21 protein-coding genes and 1 riboswitch are annotated in these 25,948 nt (G+C 31.4%); all 21 genes read left to right on the top strand.

Features of this window, described 5'->3' with window-relative positions; all coding sequences use genetic code 11:
- Positions 1-6: 6 nt before the first annotated feature.
- Entirely contained in the window at positions 7-1,377 is a 1,371-nt protein-coding gene (locus tag ABWP20_RS00830; protein ID WP_353092779.1) for a VanW family protein, read from the top strand.
- A gap of 18 nt (positions 1,378-1,395) precedes the next feature.
- Positions 1,396-2,067: a DUF2225 domain-containing protein gene (locus ABWP20_RS00825; RefSeq protein WP_353092778.1), complete on the top strand. Its 672-nt coding sequence runs from the start codon at positions 1,396-1,398 to the stop codon at positions 2,065-2,067.
- A gap of 3 nt (positions 2,068-2,070) precedes the next feature.
- Positions 2,071-2,562 (top strand): methylated-DNA--[protein]-cysteine S-methyltransferase, encoded by a 492-nt coding sequence (locus ABWP20_RS00820; RefSeq protein ID WP_353092776.1) that lies wholly within the window; start codon positions 2,071-2,073, stop codon positions 2,560-2,562.
- 43 nt (positions 2,563-2,605) lie between these two features.
- On the top strand, positions 2,606-3,841 hold the full coding sequence (locus tag ABWP20_RS00815) for an esterase/lipase family protein (protein WP_353092774.1): 1,236 nt from the start codon (positions 2,606-2,608) through the stop codon (positions 3,839-3,841).
- Between the two features lie 164 nt (positions 3,842-4,005).
- Entirely contained in the window at positions 4,006-4,818 is an 813-nt protein-coding gene (locus ABWP20_RS00810) for a Cof-type HAD-IIB family hydrolase (RefSeq protein ID WP_353092772.1), read from the top strand.
- A gap of 15 nt (positions 4,819-4,833) precedes the next feature.
- Complete coding sequence (trmL, locus tag ABWP20_RS00805; RefSeq protein WP_353092770.1) at positions 4,834-5,301, top strand: tRNA (uridine(34)/cytosine(34)/5-carboxymethylaminomethyluridine(34)-2'-O)-methyltransferase TrmL; 468 nt, start codon at positions 4,834-4,836, stop codon at positions 5,299-5,301.
- A gap of 88 nt (positions 5,302-5,389) precedes the next feature.
- Positions 5,390-7,012: a Na/Pi cotransporter family protein gene (locus ABWP20_RS00800; protein WP_353092768.1), complete on the top strand. Its 1,623-nt coding sequence runs from the start codon at positions 5,390-5,392 to the stop codon at positions 7,010-7,012.
- 95 nt (positions 7,013-7,107) lie between these two features.
- Positions 7,108-7,216, top strand: a riboswitch (glycine riboswitch).
- A gap of 355 nt (positions 7,217-7,571) precedes the next feature.
- Complete coding sequence (trxB, locus tag ABWP20_RS00795; RefSeq protein WP_353092766.1) at positions 7,572-8,510, top strand: thioredoxin-disulfide reductase; 939 nt, start codon at positions 7,572-7,574, stop codon at positions 8,508-8,510.
- A 52-nt stretch (positions 8,511-8,562) separates the two neighbouring features.
- Positions 8,563-8,880, top strand: coding sequence for a thioredoxin TrxA (gene trxA, locus ABWP20_RS00790; protein WP_353092765.1), 318 nt, complete (start codon positions 8,563-8,565; stop codon positions 8,878-8,880).
- 115 nt (positions 8,881-8,995) lie between these two features.
- Positions 8,996-10,282: a glycine/sarcosine/betaine reductase component B subunit gene (locus tag ABWP20_RS00785; protein WP_353092763.1), complete on the top strand. Its 1,287-nt coding sequence runs from the start codon at positions 8,996-8,998 to the stop codon at positions 10,280-10,282.
- An 80-nt stretch (positions 10,283-10,362) separates the two neighbouring features.
- A complete protein-coding gene (gene grdA / locus ABWP20_RS00780) occupies positions 10,363-10,836 on the top strand; it encodes a glycine/sarcosine/betaine reductase complex selenoprotein A (protein WP_353092761.1) in 474 nt (157 codons plus the stop codon).
- A 46-nt stretch (positions 10,837-10,882) separates the two neighbouring features.
- The gene (gene grdB / locus ABWP20_RS00775) at positions 10,883-12,199 is read left to right on the top strand and encodes a glycine reductase complex selenoprotein B (RefSeq protein ID WP_353092759.1); all 1,317 of its coding nucleotides are present in this window, start codon (positions 10,883-10,885) and stop codon (positions 12,197-12,199) included.
- Positions 12,200-12,286: 87 nt separating this feature from the next.
- A complete protein-coding gene (grdC, locus tag ABWP20_RS00770) occupies positions 12,287-13,825 on the top strand; it encodes a glycine/sarcosine/betaine reductase complex component C subunit beta (RefSeq protein WP_353092757.1) in 1,539 nt (512 codons plus the stop codon).
- 11 nt (positions 13,826-13,836) lie between these two features.
- Positions 13,837-15,021, top strand: coding sequence for a glycine/sarcosine/betaine reductase complex component C subunit alpha (gene grdD, locus ABWP20_RS00765; protein ID WP_353092755.1), 1,185 nt, complete (start codon positions 13,837-13,839; stop codon positions 15,019-15,021).
- A 1,918-nt stretch (positions 15,022-16,939) separates the two neighbouring features.
- Entirely contained in the window at positions 16,940-18,142 is a 1,203-nt protein-coding gene (locus ABWP20_RS00760) for a BMP family lipoprotein (protein WP_353092753.1), read from the top strand.
- A gap of 170 nt (positions 18,143-18,312) precedes the next feature.
- The gene (locus ABWP20_RS00755; RefSeq protein ID WP_503012505.1) at positions 18,313-19,860 is read left to right on the top strand and encodes an ABC transporter ATP-binding protein; all 1,548 of its coding nucleotides are present in this window, start codon (positions 18,313-18,315) and stop codon (positions 19,858-19,860) included.
- Positions 19,850-21,022, top strand: a complete 1,173-nt coding sequence (locus ABWP20_RS00750) for an ABC transporter permease (RefSeq protein WP_353092751.1) — start codon at positions 19,850-19,852, stop codon at positions 21,020-21,022. The genes ABWP20_RS00755 and ABWP20_RS00750 overlap by 11 nt, the downstream gene beginning before the upstream one ends.
- Complete coding sequence (locus tag ABWP20_RS00745; RefSeq protein ID WP_353092749.1) at positions 21,022-21,987, top strand: ABC transporter permease; 966 nt, start codon at positions 21,022-21,024, stop codon at positions 21,985-21,987. Before ABWP20_RS00750 ends, ABWP20_RS00745 begins: the two co-directional genes overlap by 1 nt.
- A 456-nt stretch (positions 21,988-22,443) precedes the next feature.
- On the top strand, positions 22,444-23,055 hold the full coding sequence (locus ABWP20_RS00740; protein WP_353092747.1) for a hypothetical protein: 612 nt from the start codon (positions 22,444-22,446) through the stop codon (positions 23,053-23,055).
- A 270-nt stretch (positions 23,056-23,325) separates the two neighbouring features.
- Positions 23,326-24,702, top strand: a complete 1,377-nt coding sequence (rpoN, locus tag ABWP20_RS00735; RefSeq protein ID WP_353092745.1) for an RNA polymerase factor sigma-54 — start codon at positions 23,326-23,328, stop codon at positions 24,700-24,702.
- Between the two features lie 164 nt (positions 24,703-24,866).
- Positions 24,867-25,901 (top strand): sugar-binding transcriptional regulator, encoded by a 1,035-nt coding sequence (locus tag ABWP20_RS00730; protein ID WP_353092743.1) that lies wholly within the window; start codon positions 24,867-24,869, stop codon positions 25,899-25,901.
- The last annotated feature ends 47 nt before the right edge of the window (positions 25,902-25,948 follow it).

The raw sequence follows: 25,948 nt of genomic DNA, 5'->3' as shown, positions 1-25,948 counted from the left end.
ATTTAGATGAAAAAGGGTAAAATGGTTTTATTACTTATTGTTATAATAGTGTTTTCTATTGGTTTAGGAGCTGGAGTCTATATTTATAAGAATGTTCTAAATATAGATACTATCTATAAAGGTGTACGAATAGATGGTTATAATGTAGGGAATAAAACAAAGAAACAAGCCCTAGAATATATAAAAGAAAAAAAAGAAGTAGAAATCGATAAAAAGGCTATGAATCTAAACTATAATGGGAATGTATATAAAATTAACTTACGGGATTTAGGTTTTTCTTATAAATATGATGAAGCTGTTAATAATGCATTTCAATTAGGTAGGGAAGGAAATTTCATTAAAAAATTAAAAGATATATCCAAAATCAAATCTGGTATAGATGTACCATTGGAATCATTTTATGATGGTGATAAGATAAAAGATGTTGTTAATAATATTTCCCAAGAAATAAATAAAGAAGCCGTAGATGCTGTACTTAACTTTAATAATGGAAAAATTACTGTGAAAGATGAAAGTATAGGAAAAAGAGTACTGAAGGATGAGCTAATTACAAGAATAGATAATAATATTTATGAATTAAAAGATATAGAAATACCAGTGGATGATGTAAGTCCAAGGTTAACCAAAAACCTTTTGTCTAGAATAAATGGAGTCATAGGGGAATTTTCTACTTCTTTTAAAGGAAGTAGTAGGGGAAGAATAGCGAATATTAAATTATCATCTAAAGCAGTTAGCAATAAATTGATTTTACCTGGTGAAGACTTTTCATATAATAATACGACAGGTCCTAGAACAGCACAATCTGGTTATCAGGAAGCGAATATAATTGTTGGCGGAGAATTGACACCAGGACTTGGAGGAGGAGTTTGCCAGACTTCAACTACTATGTATAATTCTTTATTGCTTGCAGATCTTACTGTGCTTGAACGTCATCCGCATTCTATACCGGCAAGTTATGTTCCTTATGGTCAAGATGCAGCAGTATCATATGGTTACTTAGATTTAAAGTTTAGAAATGACTTTGACTTTCCTATATATACTTATGCTAAAGTAACAGGTGATCGTATATATGTATATATTTATGGAGATACGAAGGCGAAGAATTATACAATAAAGATAAACCCAGAAATAGTTGAAACTATCCAACCTAAAGTAGAAGAAGTATATGATGAACAGCTAGCTCCAGGGACTAGACTTGATATACAGAGAGGAAGAAAGGGCTATAAAGTTAATACTTATAAAAGTATAATAAAAAATGGGGAGGTAGTATCTAAAACAAAAATTACTTCAGACCATTATAGAAAGAAGGATTATATATATAAGATTGGTCCTACTTCATCAACTAATGCGGTATTGGGGGGAGACAAAAATACGTAGAAAGGCAGGCATAATAAATTGACCGAAATAAATGAACTATATGACAAAGAAGTGGAGTGTCCAATTTGTTCAAATAAATTTATAACTAAAAAAATAAGAACTTCTAGACTAAGACTTTTAAAGAGAGATGAGGATTTCTTAAACTACTATAATGTGGAAAACCCTATAAAATATAATGTGTTTGTATGTCCCAACTGCGGATATGCCGCATCTGAGAGTAAATTTAATGATATTAGAAAAGACCAAGTTGGAATGGTCATAGATTATATATCATCAAGATGGAATAAAAGGGATTTTGGTGGTGTAAGGAGTTTAGAGGAGGCTATAGAATCCTATAAATTATCTCTAATTACAGCAAACCTACTGAAATCTACAAAGTTAGAACAAGGCAATATTTGTTTAAATATAGGATGGTTATATCGTTTAAAAGAAAATAAAGATGGAGAAATGAGATTTTTAGAATTGGCTAGAGATCAATTTATAGATGCATATAATACTGAATCATTATCAGGGACAAATATGGATGATAGTAAATTATCCTATTTAATAGGAGAATTATCAAGAAGAACAAATGAAAAAGAAGAGGCATTATCTTGGTTTAATACTTGTTTGAGCCTTTCTTCAACAAGGATGAATCCTGCATTAAATGAAATGGCTAGAGAACAATGGAGATTAGTAAAGGAGATGTAACTAATGAATCCTAAGTATTATTCATTTGAATCACCTATAGGTAGATTAACAATATATTTTACAGAAAAAGGAATAATATCTCTTTCTTTTAAAGAAGAGGACAAGCTTAAATATATGGAGAGATACTATGATACTCCTATTAAAGTGGACCAAAAGGATTATAATTATCATGAGGAAATAACTAAATATTTAAAAGGAGAGTTAAAGGAATTTACTATGCCAATTTCCTTTAAGGGGACTCCTTTCCAAGAAAGGGTGTGGAATGAATTATTAAATATACCCTATGGAAAAACCAAAACATATAAAGAGCTTGCTGAAAAAATTGGGTGTCCTAGAGGATCTAGGGCAGTTGGAGGAGCATTAAATAAAAATCCAATAGCAATTATAGTTCCATGTCATAGGGTTGTAGGTTCAAATGGAAACTTAGTAGGCTTTGCTGGTGGAGTTGAAGTAAAAGATAAATTATTGAAATTAGAAATAAATAACATCATATAAGTGAATTGAATATTCTGGTATAAAAACGGAAAGGAGAATAAAGATGGACTATCCTATTGTTTTTATACCAGGACTTTTTGGTTCTATGGGAGATGATGTAATAAAGGGAACAGGGGACTTTTCCTTTGGATTAGCAGAAAGAATCTATAAACCTTTTATTGAAATATTAAATTCTATGGGTTATATAGAAGGAGTGAATTTATTTATATCTTATTATAATTGGAAAATCCCTGTATTAGAATCAGTAGATAAATATTTAATTCCTACTGTAGAAAAAGCTAAAATAATTACAGGTATGAAGAAAGTGATACTTATTGGTCACAGTTTAGGTGGATTATTGGGAAGGGCTTATGATAGCTATTTTAATCCTTCTTCTGTTCATAAACTAATTATGATAGGTACTCCTAATCTAGGAAGTGTAAATGCCTATCAGTTTTGGAGCGGAGGAAAACTTCCTTATCCTAAAATAGAGGATAATGTTCTTTACAATGGATTAAAGCTTGGATTTATAATTTATTATTATTTGTTTGAAAAAGTAAATTATATAGAAGGATTAAGGAAAATATTTCCTGTTGCAAAGGATTTATTACCTAGTTATGAATATGGTGATTATTTATTTTGGGAAGATAAAGGTATGAGAAAAGGAATTCCAATAAGAAGTATGTCCATAGATAATTTGTTTTTAAACAGAATGGAGCATAGCTTCATAGATGAAAACAAATTATTTATTATAGGAGGTAAGGGAATTTATACCAATAAAGAATTTATGGTAAGTTTAAAAGAAAAAGGTAAAATCAAATGGACAGATGGGAAGCCAATAAAAACATTTAGAACAAATTATGGAGATGGTACAGTAACTACAGCTAGCGCTTTAGGATATTTAGGTGGGAACAATATAATATTAAAGGGCAACCATACAGATATTTTATATAAGTCAAAAGATTATTTATCATCAATTTTAGGCAAGCCATTGACTAGAAAAACTAAGGTTAGCAAGGTAGAAAAAGTATATGTTATTTTAGCAGATAATTGTAAAAAAATAAATATAGAAGCATTTAGCTTTAATGAAATAATTGGTAAACAAAATATTGATGACAGTGAAATTCAAACTATAGATTTATTATCAAACAGATTTTTAGTAATGATTGCAGGTGATAGAAGCTTAGAGATTAATTTAGATATAGAGTCTATTGATGGAAAAAAACCAAGGGTATTTGTAAATACTATAGGAAAAGAAGGGATTTCATCTGAATATAAGTCATTTAAATATAAAATTTAATAGTGTAATAAATGAACCTTTCTATAGATGATATCTTAGAAAGGTTTATTATTAACACTGTGAGATATTTTATCATAAACTAAAATATAGGATACTAATATCTATTTTTCTATTTTAATTTTATACTCTTTATGCTATATTAAGTAGTTGAAGGAGTGAAAAAAGTGAAATATAAATTAGTCGCAACAGATATGGATGGAACACTTTTAAATAGCAGTAATCAAGTGTCAGAGAGAACTAAAAAGGCAATAGAGAATGCAAAGGCTAAGGGAGTTCATGTAGTGTTATCAACAGGAAGAGTATTAAAATCGGCTTTATCTTATTCTAGGACTCTAGATTTAAGAAATCCAATAGTTGCATGTAATGGAGCGATAATAGTAGATGAAACGGGTAATATTATTTATAGAAGGCCTATAGATAATAGTTTAGTAAAAGAAATAGTTAATATAGCAAGAAATAATAATATTTATTATCATTTTTATGATGAAAATAGATTTTATTCTCATACTAAAGTTGATGAAATTCTTAAGTTCTATAGTGAAGGAGATGAGAGTAATAGAATAGATATAAAAATATTTGATAATATAGAAGAAATAACAAAAATAAAGGACCTAAATATATATAAATTCTTGTTTGTTGATGATGACAAAAATAAATTACAAAATTTAAGGACTGAATTAAATAAATTAAATAATATAGAAACTTCAAGTTCTTGGTCTAATAATATAGAAGCCATGGGACTAAATGTATCAAAAGGTATGGCATTAAGTGAATTATGTAATAATCTTAAAATAAATCCAGAAGAGGTAATTGCCATTGGTGACAACGAAAATGACTTATCTATGATTAATTTTGCAGGATTAGGTGTAGCAATGGAAAATGGTGCTGAATCTATAAAAAAACAGGCAGACTATGTTACAGCTTCAAACGACGAAGATGGTGTAGCTAAAGTAATAGAGAAATTTGTATTAGAATAGGAGATGAGGACAGCGATGTCACTACACATAGTATTAGTTGAACCAGAAATACCTTCAAATACAGGGAATATTGCTAGAACTTGCGCTCTTACTGGAACTACACTTCATTTAGTAAGACCATTAGGATTTTCTGTAGACGATAAAGCACTTAAAAGGGCAGGACTTGATTATTGGAATTTAGTTAATATATATTATTATGATAGTTTTTTTGAATTATTAGAAAAATATCCAGATAGTGAATTTTATTATGCTACTACTAAATCAAAGAATAAATATACAGATATCAAATATAAAGATGAAAGTTTTCTTGTCTTTGGAAAGGAAACAAAGGGATTATCTAAAGAAATACTAGAAGGAAATATGGATAGAGCTATTAGAGTGCCAATGAGGACTAATATAGCAAGGTCTCTTAACTTAGCAAATTCAGTTAATATAATACTGTATGAAGCTTTAAGGCAGTTGGATTTTCCAAATATAGAGTAGAAATTAAATAAAACAGAGTATTATATATTAAATAGATATATAAAGCAAAAGAATAAATAGGTTAATAAAATTATCTAGGAGGTTAGTTATGGATATAGCACTACCAGTACTTGGTGGACTTGGGTTGTTTCTATATGGAATGAGTATAATGGGAACAGGGCTTCAAAAAGCTGCAGGTGAGAAATTAAAAAGGTTGATAGAGGTACTTACTAATAACAGGCTAATGGGTGTTATTATTGGGGCTTTAGTAACTATGGTCATTCAAAGTAGTTCTGCAACTACAGTTATGGTAATAGGATTTGTTAACGCTGGACTTATGTCTTTATATCAAGCAGCAGGTGTTATTATGGGTGCTAATATTGGTACTACTGTAACAGCACAATTAATTGCATTTAATTTGACAGAATATGCTCCTTTAGCGGTAGCCATAGGTGTGGGGATTTGGCTAACAGCTTCTAAGAAAAAATCAAAAAATATGGCTGAAATACTTATTGGATTTGGTATCCTATTTGTAGGGATGGATATGATGGGAAGCGGATTAAAACCTTTAGCCGATTTACCAGCTTTTGCAAATATTATGGTAAGGTTAAATAATCCAATTCTAGGAATGCTAGTAGGACTTGGATTGACTACTATAGTTCAAAGCAGTAGTGCATCTATAGGTTTATTACAAGCATTAGCAGGACAGGGATTATTAAACATTAATATTGCTTTTCCAATTCTTTTTGGAGATAACATCGGTACAACTACAACAGCTATGATATCATCAGTTGGAGCTAATAAAACAGCAAAAAGAGCAGCTATTATACATTTTCTATTTAATTTAATAGGTACGATTATATTTATGACAATTCTGAGGATGCCAATACAGAAATTAGTTACTAGAATATCACCTAATGATATCCAAAGACAAATAGCCAATGCTCATACTCTATTTAATATAATAAATGTAATTATTCAATTGCCTTTTGCAGGGCTATTGGTTAAGGCAGCAAATGCTATAGTTCCTGGCGATGATAAAGTAGAAGTCCATGAGGCAAAATTCCTTGATTTTAGAATTATTGAAACACCGCCAATAGCATTGGGGCAAGTGAGAAAAGAAATTTCAAGAATGGGTGAATATGTAGAAGATAACTTGGGCAAGGCTCAAAGGGCATTTGTAGAAGGAAAATATGAAGAGATAGAACCAGCACTGGAACAGGAACAAAAAATAAATAGGCTTCAAAGAGAAATAACTGATTATTTAGTAAGACTTTCAAATGCCCCATTATCAGATGAAGAACATAAAGAAGTAAATGTATTCTTCAATAATATAAACGATATAGAAAGGGTAGGAGACCATGCTGAAAATATAATTGAACTTGCCGAAGAAAGAATGGAAGACAATTATCAATTCACAGAGGATGCTGTAGAAGAATTAAATGAGATATTTGGTAAATGTCAATTAGGTTTTCAAAAAGCCATGGAGGCGTTTAAGACTAATAGTGAAATTTTAGCAAAGGAAGTTTTGGTTATAGAAGATGAAGTAGATGAATTAGAAACCAAAAATAGAACTAATCATATAGATAGATTAAATAAGGGATCCTGTCAAACAGGACCAGGTATAATATTTTTAGATGCAATATCTAATTTAGAGAGAGTGTCTGACCACTGTTCAAATATAGCATTATACGTACTAGATAAGTATAAAACAAAACCTAAAAATATATAAAAAAGATTAATATAAAAAAGGGTTGTATAATTATATTTTATATATTATAATAATAGTGAAATGTGAAAAAACTATCAAATAACTGCATTATCTGGATGACTAATGCGGGAGAGACCATATTTTTTATATATGGCGCCGAAGGAACAAGTTGCTGGATAGCCAATCTGCAATGAAATTCTCAGGCAAAAGGACCGTGTTATGACAGAACTCTGGAAAGCGAAAGCACCGAAGGAGCAACCCAAATTTTGGAGAATCTCTCAGGTAAATGAACAGAGTAAGTAGGCCTAATAGACCTATTTATTCTGTTTTTTTTATATAGTATTATATACAAGAAATATTTAGAATTTAATAACAAATTGTAAATACAAAAATTAATTAATTTTTATGTTGATTTTTTAAAATCAGTAAGACTATAATTAAGTTGATGTAAATTGATACAAATTATAATAGTTCTTCAATTAGAGATAAATAATATTTATAAAAGAATATTATTTATAGAATTTGTTAAAAATTTTATATTAGAGAACTACATAAAATATTTTCTAAGGGAGGAAGACAAATGATTTATGATGTAATAATCATAGGTGCAGGTCCAGCAGGTTTGGCAGCAGGTTTATATGCATCAAGAGCAAGACTTAACACTTTAATTATTGAAAAAGAAGGCGAAGGCGGACAAATAAAGACAACTGATGAAGTTGCCAACTATCCAGGTTCAATTCAAAATGCTAGTGGACCATCTTTAATAGCAAGAATGGTAGAACAAGTTAATGAATTTGGAGCAAAAAGAATAATTGATGAAATCAAATCAGTAGAACTAAATGGTAAGATTAAAGTTTTAAAGGGTGCTAAAGAAGAATATCAAGCAAAAACAGTTATTATAGCAACTGGGGCAACTCCAAGACCAATAGGATGCCCAGGAGAAAAAGAATTAATTGGTAGAGGTGTTTCTTACTGTGCTACATGTGATGCCGCTTTCTTCGAAGATTTAGAGGTGTTTGTAGTAGGTGGAGGAGATTCAGCTGTTGAGGAAGCTATGTATTTAACAAAATTTGCTAGAAAAGTTACTATAGTTCATAGAAGAGATGAATTAAGAGCAGCTAAATCAATTCAAGAAAAAGCATTTAAGAATGAAAAAATGAATTTCATGTGGGATTCAGTTATCACTGAAGTAAAAGGTGATGGCATACTTGAATCAATGATAGTTAAAAATGTTAAAACAGGCGAAGAAAAAGAAATATTTGCAGATGAAGATGATGGTACATTTGGAGTATTTGTATTCATAGGATATAACCCAGCTACAAAATTATTTGATGGAATAATTGATATGGAAAATGGGTATATAAAAACTGATGCTGATATGAAGACTAGTGTAGCTGGAGTATTTGCAGCAGGAGATAATAGAGTTAAATCACTTAGACAAGTAGTTACAGCTAGTGCAGATGGAGCTATAGCAGCTGTTCAAGCTGAAAAATATATAAATGAAAACTTTGAAGACTAATAAATAACAATAGTCTTACAATGCTTAAAAATAAAATTAGGAGGTATAATAAATGTTAGAACTTAATAAGGATAATTTTGAAGAGGAAGTATTAAAGGCAGAAGGATATGTTTTGGTAGATTACTGGGGACCAACTTGTGAACCTTGTAAAGCACTTATGCCACATGTTCATGCTTATGAAGAACAATATGGTGATAAAATCAAATTTGCATCATTGGACATTACAAAAGCAAGAAGACTTGCAATAGGGCAAAAAGTTATGGGATTACCTGTAATAGCTATTTACAAAGGTGGAGAAAGAATAGACGCAGTGGTAGCTGATGAAGCTACAAAAGAATCAGTTGAAGAATTAATAAAAAAATATTATTAATTAATTTGGTAACTTCAAATTTATTCGAAGATTACAAATATCAAGGTTTTAGTTCTGGGCCTTGTGCCCAGAATTGAGATATAGATACTTGCTAAAATAAGAGGAGGTGAATTTTATGCGTCTGGAATTAGGCCATGTGCTAATTAAAGATGTTCAATTTGGTAATGAAACCAAAATTGAAAATGGGGTGCTAACAGTTAATAAGGAAGAATTGCTTAACTTAATAAAAGAAGATGAGCACCTTGCATCAGTAGACGTAGATATTGCAAAACCTGGTGAAAGTGTTAGAATTACACCTGTTAAGGACGTAGTAGAACCAAGAGTGAAGGTAGAAGGTCCAGGAGGGGTTTTCCCAGGAATATTATCAAAGGTTGATGTTGTAGGTTCAGGAAAAACTAATGTATTAAAAGGTTGTGTTGTTATGACAACTGGTAAAATCGTTGGTTTCCAAGAAGGTATTGTTGATATGACAGGACCTGGAGCAGAATTTACTCCATTCTCCAAAACAATTAACCTAGTATTAAAATGTGAACCTGTAGAAGGATTAAAACAACATGATCACGAAAAAGCAGTAAGATTCGCTGGATTTAAGGCAGCTCAATATCTAGCAGAAACTGCTAAATCATTAACTCCAGATACTGTAAAAGTATACGAGGTAGATCCATTCTTGAAAGGAATTGAAAAATATCCTAATCTTCCAAAGGTTGGATATGTTCAAATGCTTCAAACACAAGGATTACTTCATGACACTTATGTATATGGAGTGGACGCTAAACAAATAGTACCAACCATAATGTATCCAACAGAAATTATGGATGGTGCAATTGTAAGTGGTAACTGTGTATCAGCTTGCGATAAGAATACAACTTATCATCAAATGAACAACCCAGTTATTCATGATCTTCTAGAAGAACATGGAAAATCACTTAACTTTGTAGGCGTTATAATTACAAATGAGAACGTTTATCTAGCTGATAAAGAAAGATCCTCAAACTGGACAGCTAAATTAGCTGAATATCTAGGACTTGATGGAGTTATAGTATCACAAGAAGGTTTCGGTAACCCAGATACTGACCTTATTATGAACACTAAGAAAATTGAAGCTAAAGGTATAGATACTGTAATAATTACTGATGAATATGCAGGTAGAGATGGTGCCAGCCAATCACTTGCAGATGCTGATGCTTCAGCTAATGCAGTTGTTACAGGTGGTAATGCTAATGAAGTAATAGTACTACCAAAGATGGACAAAGTAATAGGTACTTTAGATTATGTTGATATTATAGCTGGTGGATTTGATGGAAGTTTAGCAGCTGATGGTACAATCACAGTTGAAATCCAAGCTATAACAGGAGCAACTAATGAAGTTGGCTTTAACAAAATGTCCGCTAGAGGATTCTAATTTATATAAAAGATATGTAGAAAAATTTTAATATAGAACAAAAGATTAAAGAATACAAATAGGAGAAAGGAAGTGGCAAGATGTCAATCTTTAATGAAAACACAAAAGTTATGATTATCGGTGACAGAGATGGTATACCAGGACCAGCTATGGAAGAATGCATAAAGACCACTCCTGCAGAAGTAGTATTTTCAGCAACAGAATGTTTTGTCTGAACGGCTGCAGGCGCAATGGACTTAGAAAATCAAAAAAGGGTTAAAGATTTAACTGAAAAATACGGTGCAGAAAATATGGTCGTATTAATCGGTGGTGCAGAAGCTGAATCAGCAGGATTAGCAGCTGAAACAGTTACAGCAGGAGACCCAACTTATGCAGGTCCATTAGCAGGAGTTCCGTTGGGACTTAAAGTATACCATGCAGTAGAACCAGAATTTAAAGAATCAGTAGATGCTGATGTTTATGACGAACAAATCGGTATGATGGAAATGGTTCTAGATGTTGATGCAATAATTGAAGAAGTAAAAGCGATGAGAGATGAATTTACACAATTTTAATGTTGAGTGAAATCCCGATACGAAATATACGAGAGGAGGGAAATAAATGGGGAAAATAAGAGTTGTTCATTATATCAACCAATTCTTCGCTGGTATAGGTGGAGAAGAAAAAGCTGACCACAGACCAGAAGTGAGAGAAGAAGTACTAGGACCAGGTCTAGCGCTTCAAGCAGGATTCAAAGGTGAAGCTGAAATCGTAGCTACAATTATTTGTGGTGACAGTTATTTTGGTGAAAATTTAGAAGAAGCTAAAAAAGAAGTATTAGAAATGGTTAAAAAATACAATCCAGACCTATTTATTGCTGGACCAGCATTTAATGCAGGTAGATATGGTGTTGCAGCAGGTACTATAACAGAGGCAGTTCAAAATGAATTAGGTATACCAGCTTTAACTGGTATGTATATAGAAAACCCAGGTGCTGATATGTTCAAGAAATCAGTTTATGTTATTTCTACAAAGAACTCAGCTGCTGGTATGAGAGATGCAGTTAAGAAAATGGTGCCATTAGCACTTAAATTAGTTAAAGGGGAAGAAATAGGTTCTCCAGATGAAGAAGGCTATTTAGAGAGAGGCATCAGAAAGAATTATTTTGCTGAGAAGAGAGGTTCTACAAGAGCAGTTGATATGCTTATAAAGAAACTTGCAGGGGAGCCATTCGTTACTGAATTCCCTATGCCAAACTTCGATAGAGTAGATCCTAATCCAGCTGTAAAGGATTTATCTAAAGCTACAATAGCTATTGTAACTTCAGGTGGTATAGTTCCACACGGAAATCCAGATCATATAGAATCATCATCAGCTCAAAAATATGGTAAATATGATATTGAAGGTGTTGATGACCTTAAAGAAGGCGAATGGGAAACAGCGCATGGTGGTCACGACCCTGTATATGCTAATTTAGATTCAGACAGAGTTATTCCAGTTGACGTTTTACGCGATATGGAAAAAGAAGGAAAAATTGGAAAACTACACAGATACTATTATTCAACTGTAGGTAATGGTACTGCAGTAGCAAGTTCTAAAAAATTCTCAGAAGAATTTAGTGCAGAAATGAAGAGAGATGGAGTAGACGCAGTTATCTTAACTTCTACCTGAGGCACCTGTACACGTTGCGGTGCGACAATGGTAAAAGAAGTTGAACGTGCTGGTATTCCAGTAGTTCATATGTGTACAGTAGTTCCAATATCATTAACAGTAGGAGCTAATAGAATAGTTCCAACAATAGCTATTCCTCACCCATTAGGAGATCCAAAATTAGATCCTAAGGAAGAGAAAGCTTTAAGAAGAAAATTAGTTGAAAAAGCATTAGAAGCTTTATCAACTGAAGTAACAGAGCAAACAGTATTTGAAGTTAAAAGATAATTAATGAAACTTATAAAAGGGTGATTTTTCTTATCACCCTTTTATAAGCAAAATAAATTACATACCAAAATTTATGGAGGTGGACATATGAATTATTCAGTAGTAAAAGGAGCATCTTATGTATTGATACAAGCACCAGATATGATTATTCACAATGGTACAACTCAAACAACAGAAAGAATATTACATCCAGAGTCAGAATATCTAAAAGAGTTGCCAAATCACATACGTAGTTATGAAGAAGCAGTTAATTATTTACCAAATCAAGTATATATTGGAAATCATAAGCCAGAGGAGCTTAAAAAGATTGAGCAACCATGGTATGACAAAAAGGTTGAAGATGCAAAAAGAGATGGTAGATATGGTGAAATAATGCCGCAAGATGAATTTATAGGTCTAATCAAAATAGTAGACGCATTTGATCTTGTGTTATTATCCAAAGAATTTACAGCAGATGTTAAGGCAAAATTAGAAGCTCATCCATTGATTAAAGATGAACTTGTTGCTAAATTAAAAGATGGTGTAGAATTGGCAGATATTGAAAAGTCAATTAATGAGCAACATTCAGAACCATTATATAATGATAAAAAAGTAGTAGGTTGTGTAAAGAGAGCTCATGATGTAGATACTAACTTAACAGCTCACGTTATGTTTGAAAACTTAGTTACAAAAGCATCAGGAGTATTATCAGCATTACATTGTATAGCTAAAAATGATATAAATCCAGAAGATATTGAGTATGTAATAGAATGCTCAGAAGAAGCTTGTGGAGATATGAACCAAAGAGGTGGCGGTAACTTTGCTAAGGCAGTTGCTGAAATGGCAGGACTTGTAAACGCTACAGGTTCAGACTTAAGAGGATTCTGTGCTGCACCTGCTCATTCTATAGTATCAGCTTCTTCCTTAGTTCAAGCAGGAACTTACAAAAATGTTATGGTTGTTGCAGGTGGATGTACAGCTAAATTAGGTATGAATGGTAAGGACCATGTTAAAAAAGGTATGCCTATATTAGAAGATGTTATAGGCGGATTTGCAGTTATAATATCAGAAAATGATGGAGTAAACCCAGTTCTTAGAACTGATTTAGTTGGTAGACATACTGTAGGTACTGGTTCATCACCACAAGCAGTAATTACTTCATTAGTTACAGCACCACTTGACAAAGCTGGATTAAAGATAACTGATATTGATAAATACTCAGTAGAAATGCAAAATCCAGATGTTACAAAACCAGCAGGAGCTGGGGATGTTCCAGTGGCTAACTATAAGATGATAGCAGCTCTAGGAGTTAAGAGAGGCGAATTAGAAAGAACAGCTATAAATGACTTTATAGAAAAACATGGTATGGAAGGATGGGCACCAACTCAAGGACATATTCCTTCAGGAGCTCCTTATATTGGATTTGCTAGAGAAGCTATGTTAGCAGGTGAAATAAATAGAGCTATGATAGTAGGAAAGGGAAGCTTATTCCTAGGTAGAATGACTAATCTATTCGATGGTACATCAATAGTTATAGAAAAGAATAGTGGAAAGTTAGATGAAGGTAAGGGTGTATCACAAGAAGAAGTCAGAACACTTGTGGCAGAAGCTATGAGAGATTTTGCTTCTCATCTACTTCAAGATTAGAGGTGATAAAGATGGCGGACAATAATATAAAAGATATGATAGGCAAGGTATTTAATGACATTGCTGATGCTATGCAAACTGGCCAATTTGGAGAGAAAGTAAGAGTAGGTGTTACAGTAGCAGGTAGTGAACTAGGCATTGATAATATAGTTAAAGGTGCTGAAATGGCACAGGCTAGAGACAATAGCATAGAAGTAGTATTAATTGGACCAAAAGTTGATTCAAAACTTACTCAGTATAATGTTGATGGAGAAGATGCTCAACATAAGAAAATGGAAGAATTACTTGACAGTGGAGAAATTGGGGCATGTGTTACTATGCACTATAGTTTCCCAATAGGAGTTTCAACTGTTGGAAGAGTAGTGACTCCAGGTAAGGGTAGAGAAATGTTTTTAGCTACAACTACAGGAACTTCTTCACCACATAGAGTTGAAGCTATGGTTAAAAATGGTATCTATGGCATTATAGCTGCTAAGGCTATGGGAATTGAAAACCCAACTGTAGGTATTTTAAACGTAGATGGTGCAAGACAAGTAGAAAGGGCATTTAAAGATTTAGTTAGCAAAGGATATCCAGTTAACTTTACTGAATCAGGAAGAGCAGATGGTGGTTCAGTAATGAGAGGTAACGATCTTTTAACAGGTACACCAGATATAATGATAACTGATACTTTAACAGGAAATCTTTTAATGAAAGTATTCTCTTCATTTACAACAGGTGGATCATATGAAGCTCAAGGATTTGGATATGGTCCTGGTATTGGAGAAGATTATGATAGAACTATTCTGATTATTTCAAGAGCATCAGGAACTCCAGTAGTTGCTAATGCAATTAGTTATGGTGCATCTTTAGTAAGAGGAAATGTAGTTAATATTGCTAAAGAAGAATTTGCAAAAGCTAATAAAGCAGGACTTAAAGATATTTTAAATGGTCTTACAAAGGATAATAAGAAAACTGAATCTAAAGAAGAAGCTGTAGAAGCACCACCAGCAGAAACTGTAACAGGTACTATTAGTGGTATAGATATTATGGAATTAGAAGATGCTGTTCAAGCACTATGGAAAGCAGGTATCTATGCTGAGTCTGGAATGGGCTGTACAGGACCAATAGTGATGGTAAATGAAGCTAAATTAAGCGAAGCTACTAAAACACTAGCAAAAGCAGGCTACGATGTAGGTGAATCTGATCCATGCTAATAAAAAGCCTCCGAGGAAAAGATGAATATCGTAGGAAGGTTTTGGAAAGGCAAGTAAATTGATTTGAAAGTTTATTAATTGAATTAATAGTTTTAAAAACAAACTCCCAAAGTATACTGATAGTACTTTGGGAGTTTTACTGTATAAAGAATTTGCTGGATTTCAAATATATTTAAGATTTCTTATGCATACTAAGATAAATCGATTTAAGAATCGATAGATTTATTATTAATTTTTAGAGATTAAAAAAGATTATTTAACATAAAGAAATCCCATGTGCGTGACGATCCCATTTTAAGATTTAGTGTAAGGTTTGCTCCCATAGAAGCACGCTCACTGTTAATATATTTACTAAATCCTGTATTATAATTAATGATACTGCTATACACTTTAACCGCGTATAAGGAAGCTTAAGGTTTTCTTTTAATGCCTTTTTGCTTATAAAAAGAGTTATAATAAATGACAAGGTTAAGTAAAATACAGGAATGGCAAAGAATGTATTTATCATTTCATAGAGTAAGTTATATTGCTTAGTTAATACATTGATTAATATTAAATTGTATAAAGTAATATAAAATAAACTTATTATGAGTAATACAATATTGATTGAAAGTGTTGTATTCTTTTTTTTCATTTACATTGCCCCTTTCTTGGATATATCTTATTGATTTATCACATATTGGAATTACCACTAAAACTCTATTATCTATTATATATTATCTATTATATTTTTATATTTAAATTTTTATCATAATATTCAAGTTATATGAAAATATTTAAAGTACGTAGCCCTTTAAGGTAATTTAGACTTTTTGAGCTAAAATCTATGATGATTTTTATATGGATATTGATGTCTATGATTGATATTTTAGTATAGATTTTAGATAGAGTTGTATTATAGGTGTTTATAATGTTCTAAGAGTTAATATTAACACTATTTAGACCCCTAACCATTTTGGATAATCGCACACGATTATAGTAAAATATAATCAATGGGAGTTTGCTAAAAAGTACTTAAGATACTTGGACTACATAGATCGACCTATTACTTTAATATAAATAAAGATTTAAAGATAGAATTAGAAGAAAATCAAAAGTTGGTAAACAAAGGTAGCAGACCAATTTTTGATTCGTCTAAAACTACTGATGGAGAAAACTATCTATGATGAATAAATTAAAGAATACATTTGTGAAATCATTGAATTTGAGGGATTATGCTATGAATATTATAAAATAATCATAATATTAAGAAGAAAAATTAATTATAATTGTATATTATTTTCAGCAAAATTGCAAATTTTTGACATATATAAAGATGTGAATTAATATAGTGAGTTTATTAATTGGTATTAACAATGTAAATTAGGAAAGGATTATGAATTTAAAATAACGAAATTCTATGTTTAATTATGGTTGATAAAGTTGGAGTGATTTCAAAAATCAGAGTGTACATTTGTGAAGAAAGATATGTATATTTAATGACAAATATAGAGCTCTAAAACTGATTTTGAGATGCTATAGGATTATCAATTGGGTATTGAGTTTTAAAATACTTTATAGATGAATTACTATATTTACTGGTTTATGTTCTAGTCAGCTTTAAAACGGGATAGGAGCTTCTATTCAAGGAATGGATTTATAGGGGTGTTTTCTGTATTCTATCTATTTTCTGTAGGTATTACATCAGTAGAAGAATGATGAATTATGGAGTAGATAGTTGATATCAATGAAAAATATGCCTTGTGTGATTAAATAATGAGTGTAAACTTTCTATACTATACAGCTATCATAAACTTGGGGCTTTTTAATTGTGGTTTTTAACAAAGACTTTGTTGACTTAATAGTTGAAATTTTGGTTTGGAAAGGTTATAATTAAGTCAGAGACACTAGTCAAATGAACTAATTAGGGGGGTAAAAAATGAAAAAAATACTAACCATTGCTTTGGCAATTATGTTGGTAATGATGAGTTTGACTGGATGCGGTAATAAAAATGTAAGCACTCCAGACAATTCAACAGGTTCAAACGATTCAACAGAATCAAAAGAAAAAGATTCAAGTAAAGGATATGAAATTGCACTTATTACAGATAAGGGTAATATTGATGACAAATCATTTAACCAAGGAGCTTGGGAAGGTGTACTTGCTTTTACAGAAGCAGAAAATATTACACATAATTATATCAAGCCAGAAGAAGCTTCAGATGCTGGTTATCTAGCAGCTATTGACCTTGCAGTAACAGGTGGAGCAAAAGTAGTTGTAACTCCAGGATTCTTGTTCGAGGTTCCAATCTATGAAGCACAAACAAAGTACCCAGAAGTAAAATTCATACTTCTTGATGGTTCACCCCATACAGCAGATTATGCGACATTTGAAACTAAAGAAAATGTTGCAAGTATAATGTATTCAGAGGAGCAATCAGGATATCTTGCAGGTTATGCAGCTGTTATGGATGGATTGAATAACCTTGGATTTATGGGTGGTATGGCAGTTCCTGCAGTTCAAGCTTTTGGATATGGATATCTTCAAGGGGCTGAAGATGCTGCTAAAGAATTAGGGTTAGATGATGGTGCTATAAAGGCAACATACCATTATACTGGCAATTTTGAAGAAAATGATACAAATAAATCAACTGCAAAGACAATGTACCAAGAAGGTGCAGAAGTAATATTTGCATGTGGTGGTGCAGTTGGCAAGTCTGTTATGTCAGCAGCTAATGAAGCAGGTTCAAAGGTTATTGGTGTTGACGTTGACCAAAGATATGACAGTGAAACTGTAATGACATCAGCTACAAAAGGTCTTGCAGCTTCAGTAATCTCTGTTCTTGAGTCCATATATAAAACAAATGACTGGGATAAGTTTGGCGGAAAAACAACATATTTTGATGCTGCTAACGACGGTGTTGGACTTCCAACTACTGTAATTGGAGACGAAAGTGCAGATGGATTTGATAGATTTAACTCTTTCAATAAAGAAACATATGAGAAAGTATTTGCAAAATTAGTAGATGGAAGCATTAAACCTATTCGTGAAATCGAAGTTAAAGATTCATCAGGAAATGCAACTGCTGATGAACTTGTTAATGGATTAAATCTTAAAAAAGTTGTAGTTACTACTAGATAGTAAAGAAATTTAAATTACCTGCCATATTGGCTAAGCCTTATGCAAGTAAAATTTTATTAACGGGGGAAGGCTAAATATTCCCCCATTTTTTATCTTCATTTTGTAGATAATATTAAACTAGAAAATAATGTTTGAAAAATAAAAAAATATAATAATAAGAAGAGGTTAAAGTGGAAAATTATATTGTTGAAATGCTTAATATTACAAAAGAATTTCCGGGTATTATTGCTAACGACAATATTACTCTAAAATTGAAAAAAGGAGAAATACATGCACTTTTAGGGGAAAATGGAGCAGGAAAATCCACTCTTATGAGTGTGCTTTTTGGTCTTTATCAGCCTGAAAAAGGTGAAATAAGAAAAAATGGACAAGTAGTTAAAATAAACAATCCTAATGATGCTAATGCACTTGGGATTGGAATGGTTCATCAACATTTTAAGCTAGTAGAGATTTTCACTGTGCTTGAAAATATTATACTAGGTGTTGAACCTAATAAGATGGGATTTCTTGAAAAAAAAGAAGCTAGAAAAAAGGTTGTTGAACTTAGTGAAAAATATGGACTGATGGTTGATCCAGATGCCTTTATTGAAGATATTACTGTGGGTATGCAGCAAAGAATTGAAATACTTAAGATGCTATATAGAGATAATGAAATTTTAATATTTGATGAGCCTACTGCTGTTTTAACACCACAGGAGATTAAAGAACTTTTACAAATCATGAGAGGATTTGCTAAAGAAGGAAAATCAATTCTTTTTATTACTCATAAACTCAACGAAATAATGGAAGTTGCAGATAGGTGTACAGTTCTTAGAAAAGGTAAGTATATTGGAACTGTAGATATTAAAGATACGAATAAAGAAGAACTTTCTAAGATGATGGTAGGACGGGATATTAGCTTCAAGGTAGATAAGAAAAAGATGGAAGCTGGGGAAGTGGTTCTATCTGTTAGAAATGTTACAGTAGCTTCAAAAACTAATAAAAATAATGCGGTGAAAAATGTATCGTTTGATATTAGGGCAGGAGAAATAGTGTGTCTTGCTGGAATTGATGGAAATGGGCAGACAGAGTTTGTAAATACACTTACAGGTCTTGAAAAGCCTAGCTCAGGTAGTATTACTTTAAAAGGTAAAGATATAACAAAGGCTTCTGTTAGACAGCGTTCCATATCTGGTATGAGTCACATTCCAGAGGATAGACATAAACATGGTCTAGTATTAGATTATAAACTAGAGGAGAATCTTGTGCTTCAAAGATATTGGCAACCTGAATTTCAAAAAAAAGGATTTATTAAATTTGATGCAGTGAGGAAATATTCTAAAAGACTTATAGAAAAATATGATATCAGATCTGGCCAAGGACCAATAACCATAGTAAGGAGTATGTCCGGAGGTAATCAGCAAAAGGCAATTATAGCCAGAGAAATTGATAAAGAGCATGAGCTTTTAGTGGCAGTACAACCAACTAGAGGTCTAGATGTAGGGGCAATAGAGTATGTACACAAACAGCTTGTTGAAAGGCGTGATGCAGGTAAAGCAGTATTCCTTGTATCATTGGAATTAGAAGAAGTCATGAATGTATCTGATCGTATTTTGGTAATATACGAAGGAGAAATAGTTGGAGAACTTAACCCTAAAACAACAACTGTTCAGGAGCTTGGACTTTACATGTCAGGCGCAAAACGTGATATCGTAAAGGAGATTAATGATGCAGGATAATAAAAAGATTAATTTAAAAAATATAATACACAGTAGTTGGGTTTCCTCATTTTCATCAGCACTAATGGCTATTACCCTTGGTTTAATTTTTGGATTTTTTGTAATGCTTGTGGCGGCACCAGAAAATGCATTTGAAGGATTTAAATATATAGTTCTAGGAGGATTTAGTCGTATAGGCGATGTTTTTTACTTTGCAACACCAATACTTATGACAGGTTTAGCTGTAGGATTTGCATTTAAAATGGGGTTATTTAATATAGGGGCTTCCGGTCAATATACAATGGGGATGTTTTTTGCATTATATGTAGGATTTATGTGGAAATTACCGGGCAATATACATTGGATTGTAGCGGTTTTAGCTGGAATGGTCGGCGGAATGATTTGGGGTTTTATACCTGGAATCTTTAAGGCCTTTATGAATGTTAATGAAGTTATTACATCTATAATGTTTAACTATATAGGCATGTATCTTGTTGATATGTTAATTCAAAGTAGTTCAGTAATGTATGCATCCAATATGACTAGAACCAATTATTTACCAGCTGCAGTACAACTTCCTTCTTTGGGGATTACTGGATCAAATGTAAATATTGGAATTGTTTTAGCCATTATTATTGGGATAATTATATATATTGTCCTTCAAAAAACTACCTTTGGTTATGAATTAAAAGCAACAGGATTCAATAAATATGCCAGTGAATATGCTGGAATGAAAGGTAAGACAAATATAGTTATTACTATGATAATAGCTGGAGGACTATCAGGATTAGGTGGAGCTTTTGCAATATTGGCACCATCGGCTATTGCAGGAAGTAGTATGACTTATGAGCCTATTAATATTATTGCTGCTAATGGATTTAATGGTATAGCTGTTGCCCTTCTTGGAAGTTCTCATCCAATAGGGATTATTTTTTCATCTATATTTATTTCTCATATACAGCGTGGCGGAACACTAGCTAGTCTTGTAGGTTTTAAACCAGAAATAATAGATGTGGTTATAGCTGTTATTATTTATTTCTCAGCTTTTGCTATGATAATGAACTCTGCATTAGCTAAGTTCTTTAAAAGAATATTTAATAAGGTGCATATAAATCATGATAAAGAGTTAAAACCTGTTAGTACAGATAAAAACTCTGATGATAAAAAGGAGGGGGCAGAGTAATGGAAACCGTATATTATTTAATTCAAAATATGCTTCCTGTAGCAATGCCACTACTTCTTGTAGCTTTAGGCGGTATGTTTAGTGAAATCGGTGGAGTAGTAAATATTGCTCTTGAGGGTATAATGCTTTTTGGAGCATTTTTTGGAGCATTATTTGTTTACTTTGTTCAAGATTCAGGTATGAATCCTCAAACTGTTCTACTTTTAGGAATGCTAGTTGCTGCATTGGCAGGTTTAATTTATTCCTTACTTTTATCCTTTGCGGCGGTTACTATGAAAGCAGACCAAGTTATTACTGGTACTTCTCTTAATATGCTTATTCCCGCAGTAATATTATTATTTGCAAAGATGTTTTTCACCAGTGATGGTATAACTACAAACATGAACTTTTATATTCGGGAAATACCTGTTTTAGGGAAAATACCAGTACTAGGTCAGATGTTTTTTCAGAGAACTTATCTTACAGTTATGATTAGTGTAGTATTTCTTATAATCACAGTTATAGTGTTCTATAAAACAAAATTTGGTCTAAGATTAAGAGCATGTGGTGAACATCCTCATGCAGCTGATTCCGTAGGTATCAATGTTCACAGAATGAGGTATGCAGGTACTAGTATTTCAGGTATCTTAGGTGGTATCGGAGGATTCTTCTATTCAGTAGGAGTCATGGATGGGAATGTAAATGGACATACTGGAGTAGCTGGATTTGGATTTTTAGCTTTAGCAGTAATGATTTTTGGACAATGGAAGCCAATAAAGATTTTTTTTGCAGCACTGTTCTTTGCATTTTTAAGGACCTTGGCATATTCCGTTTCCTTAATACCTTTTTTAGCTAATCTAGGAATTAATCAAACGTATTACAAAATGTTACCTTATATAGCTACAATGGTGGTTCTTGCATTTACCTCAAAGAAATCAAGGGCACCAAAAGCAGAAGGTATACCATATGATAAATCTCAAAGATAGATTGTTATATTAATTTGGATAAAAAAATTGATTTATACAAAAGAGGACCTATTAGATAGACATTAAAGAATCTATTTTAATAGGTCCTTTCTATATATTTCTTGGGATTATTTAAAGGTACTATTAAATATTTAATCCAAAATACTAAAATATTTGTTCTTGATAAAGTTTATTGTTATGATACAATGAAGGTAATAGATAATCTCAGATAAATTCAAAAGGATTAGCTAATATTGCATCTGAAATTATTACATATCTTATTAGCCACTTTATTTTAATCAATATTTATAGATTTAATATAAATATTCTAACTCATAAAGCATAATTATTCCCATATTTAAGAAAATCAAGTTAGTTTACAAACAAGTATAACTGCATTTTAAATATGCTATATAATATCATTCTAATTATTTATTTTGACTCATCTAAATTATATTTACAAGGAGGAGATTTTAAATGAGATATTTTAGAAAAACAGCATTTTTTCTATTGGTCTTCTTTATTTTTATTCAAGTATCATTTGCTGCAGAAGACACTCAACATAAAAGGGTTGAAAGTTCTATAAAAAGGGTCAACAGTACAAAAAATTCTATTCTTAGTGAATACTGGTTTATTGAATATAATCGTAAAGATGAACTTACAGATTGTATTGTTCCAGTTGATGAATATCTAAATTTTTTAGGATATACAAGTAACCTTAATAATAATGAAGAACTTATTTTAAAAAATGAGTTTAATACTATAGAAATTATTGATTATGAGAAATTAGGTAATCTAATGAATTTAGACCAGATTAATAAATTACCAGTTGTAATGATTGGAGATAAGGAATATGCAACTATATCAGAAATTAATAAAAGTATACTATTAAATGAATTTGAAAATATAAGTATTGTGAAATTAGTTAAATATGCTTATGGACCAACTAGAAAAGCAGAGAAAGATCAGCTTCATATTTTACGAAGAGATAATAAAAAGAAGTTAGTTTTAAATATTAAAAAAGAATTAAAAGAAAGTGAAAAAGATAATATAGTAAAATATAGAGAAATCTTAATGGATATAGATTAAATATTAGATATTATATTATAAGATACTTAATATATTATTAAAGAGCTAGTATTAAATATAGCTCTATTTTTATTTATAAATTTCATTTGCTATAGAAAAGTTTGAAAAGTATTTAACACGGGTTGGAAAAATAGAAAAATTCTGACAAAAATTGATCAATAAATGCAAAATACTTTAAAATCAACGGTTACTTGTCTTATTTTATTTTGTACTATGCTAAATTTCTGATATAATATAATTATATAAATAATATCTGGAGGATTGAGCTGGATGAGACTTAGTTATGATTTAACCCTTGAGCAATCACAGAAGTTGATAATGACACCAGAATTAAGACAGGCAATAGAATTGCTTCAATTCAATAGCCTAGAACTGAAGGAATATATAACTAACGAAATGGAAGAAAATCCTATGCTTGAGTCATTGAATTCCTCCGAGGAATTCGATAATTTGGATAAATATACAAATGATAATGAAATAGACTGGAAAGAATATTTTGAAAAGTATGACGATATTAGTTATAGGCCCCAGGTTGATAAAAATATAAAGGAATATAATTATGAATCCTTTGTATCCTATGAACCTACATTAAAAGAGCATTTGATGTTACAGTTAAGACTTATTCCATTGGAAAATAGGGAATATAAAATAGCGGAAAATATTATACAAAATATTGATGAAAATGGATACCTTACTGTTTCTACAGAAGAAATTGCAAAATTTATGAAATGTGGACAAGAAGAGGTGGAAATAGTACTAGATATTGTGCAAGCATTTGAGCCAGCAGGAGTAGGAGCGAGAAATTTAAAAGAGTGTTTGTCAATACAAGTAAGGAATAAGCCGGATGTAGACTATTATATTGTTAGAATAATCGAAGATTATTTAGAAGACCTTGGATATAATAGAATATTAAAGATTTCCAAAGAATTAAATCTTGATTTAAAAGAAGTTCAAGAGGCCTGTGACTATATAAAGAGATTGGAACCTAAACCAGGAAGGTCTTTTAGAAGTGATTCAGATGACATAAGATATGTTCTTCCTGATGCTGAAATTAAATTATTAGATGGAGAATTTGTTGTGATATTAAATGATGTTGCAGGACCTAGACTCAATATAAATAATTATTATAAAGAGTTGATGAAGTCAGGTGGAGATAAAAAGACAATAGACTTTCTCAATGAAAAGTTTAACTCTGCAATGTGGGTTATTAGAAGTATAGAACAAAGAAGAAATACAATTAGAAGAGTGATAGAATCCATATTGAAATTTCAGAAAAGTTTTTTTATTGAAGGTGAAATAGCATTAAAGCCCTTAACATTAAAAGATATAGCAGATGATATTGATATGCATGAATCCACTGTATCCAGAGCAACAAATGGAAAATATGTACAAACTCCGAGAGGTTTATTTGAGTTAAAATATTTCTTTTCTTCAGGAATATTGGGAGATGAAGGAGATATATCTTCAGCTAGTATTAAGGTTACATTAAAAGGAATTATAGATAATGAAGATCCTAAAAAACCATATAGTGATCAAAAAATATCGGAATTATTAAAAATACAGGGTGTAAACATTTCTAGAAGAACTGTTGCAAAATATAGAGATGAGCTTTGTATACCTTCATCTTCAATGAGAAGAAGATATTAAATATAATTTTATTTTGATATTGCATAAAAAATAAAATTAGGATATACTGTAAGTGGTAGAATTTGTATTCTGCCATTTATTTAATATAAGTGGGACAAAAAATAGATATGTGGGTCAAAAAATGACCAACCATTAAATAAGTTTTCTCATTGAGAGGTGATTTTATGGAAGTACTAGAATTATTAAAAAAGATAACTCCAGAAATAATTGAGATAATCGAAAAAAGATATCTTATTTTAAGATCTATTTCCTATAATCAACCAATAGGCAGAAGAGCCTTGTCAGGAGAGCTAGGATTTAAAGAAAGAACTGTAAGGGATGAGGTAGGAATCTTAAAAAATCAAGGCTTATTAAACATAGATTTAATGGGTATGTATATTACCGAAGATGGAAAGAAAGTTCTAAGTAATCTTCACTCAATTTACAGCAATCTAAAGGGTATTCCAAAATTAGAGGAAAAATTAGAAAAGCTACTCGGAATAAAGAAAATAATCATAGTTCCAGGAGATTCTGCACAAAATAATATGGTCCTAAAGGATATGGGAAAAGTTACATCTAAGATATTAAAAGATAGTATTGAGGATAAAGATATAATAGGTATAACTGGTGGAAGTACAATGGCTGTTGTAGCTGAGGAAGTTACATCTGATAATAAGAGTAGAGACATAGTAGTTATACCTGCAAGAGGTGGATTAGGCCGAGATGTAGAGACTCAATCCAACTCCATAGCTGCAAAGCTTGGACAACAATTAGGAGGTTCTTATAGATTATTATATGTACCAGATAGGTTAGAAGAAGAAGCTTTAGAGCTTATGTTAAGGAATGAAGAAATTAGAGAAACAGTAGAAATACTCAACAATATGAATATCCTTATATTTGGCATTGGCAGAGCAGATACAATGGCAAAGAGAAGAAATCTATCAAAGGAAAGAATAGAAGCCTTAATCAATGAGGGAGCAGTATCAGAAGCATTAGGTCATTATTTTGACATTAGAGGTAAAGAGATTTGGGAATTTAAAACCATTGGATTATCTCTAGATAAGTTCAAGGGATTAAATGATGTTATTGGAGTTGCAGGAGGGGAAGAAAAGGCAGAGGCCATACTTTCTGTATCTACATTAAATAAAAATATGACTTTAATAACAGATGAATCAGCAGCAAGAAAAATACTTAAAATTGTAAACAAGGCTACTAAGTAGCTAAAGATATAAAAAGTAAAAATATAAATAAATAGGAGGAGTTTTTT

It is taken from the genome of Tissierella praeacuta (genome assembly GCF_040396155.1).
Classification (GTDB): Bacteria; Bacillota; Clostridia; order Tissierellales; family Tissierellaceae; genus Tissierella; species Tissierella praeacuta_A.
This window is presented reverse-complemented; position numbering and strand designations above follow the sequence as displayed.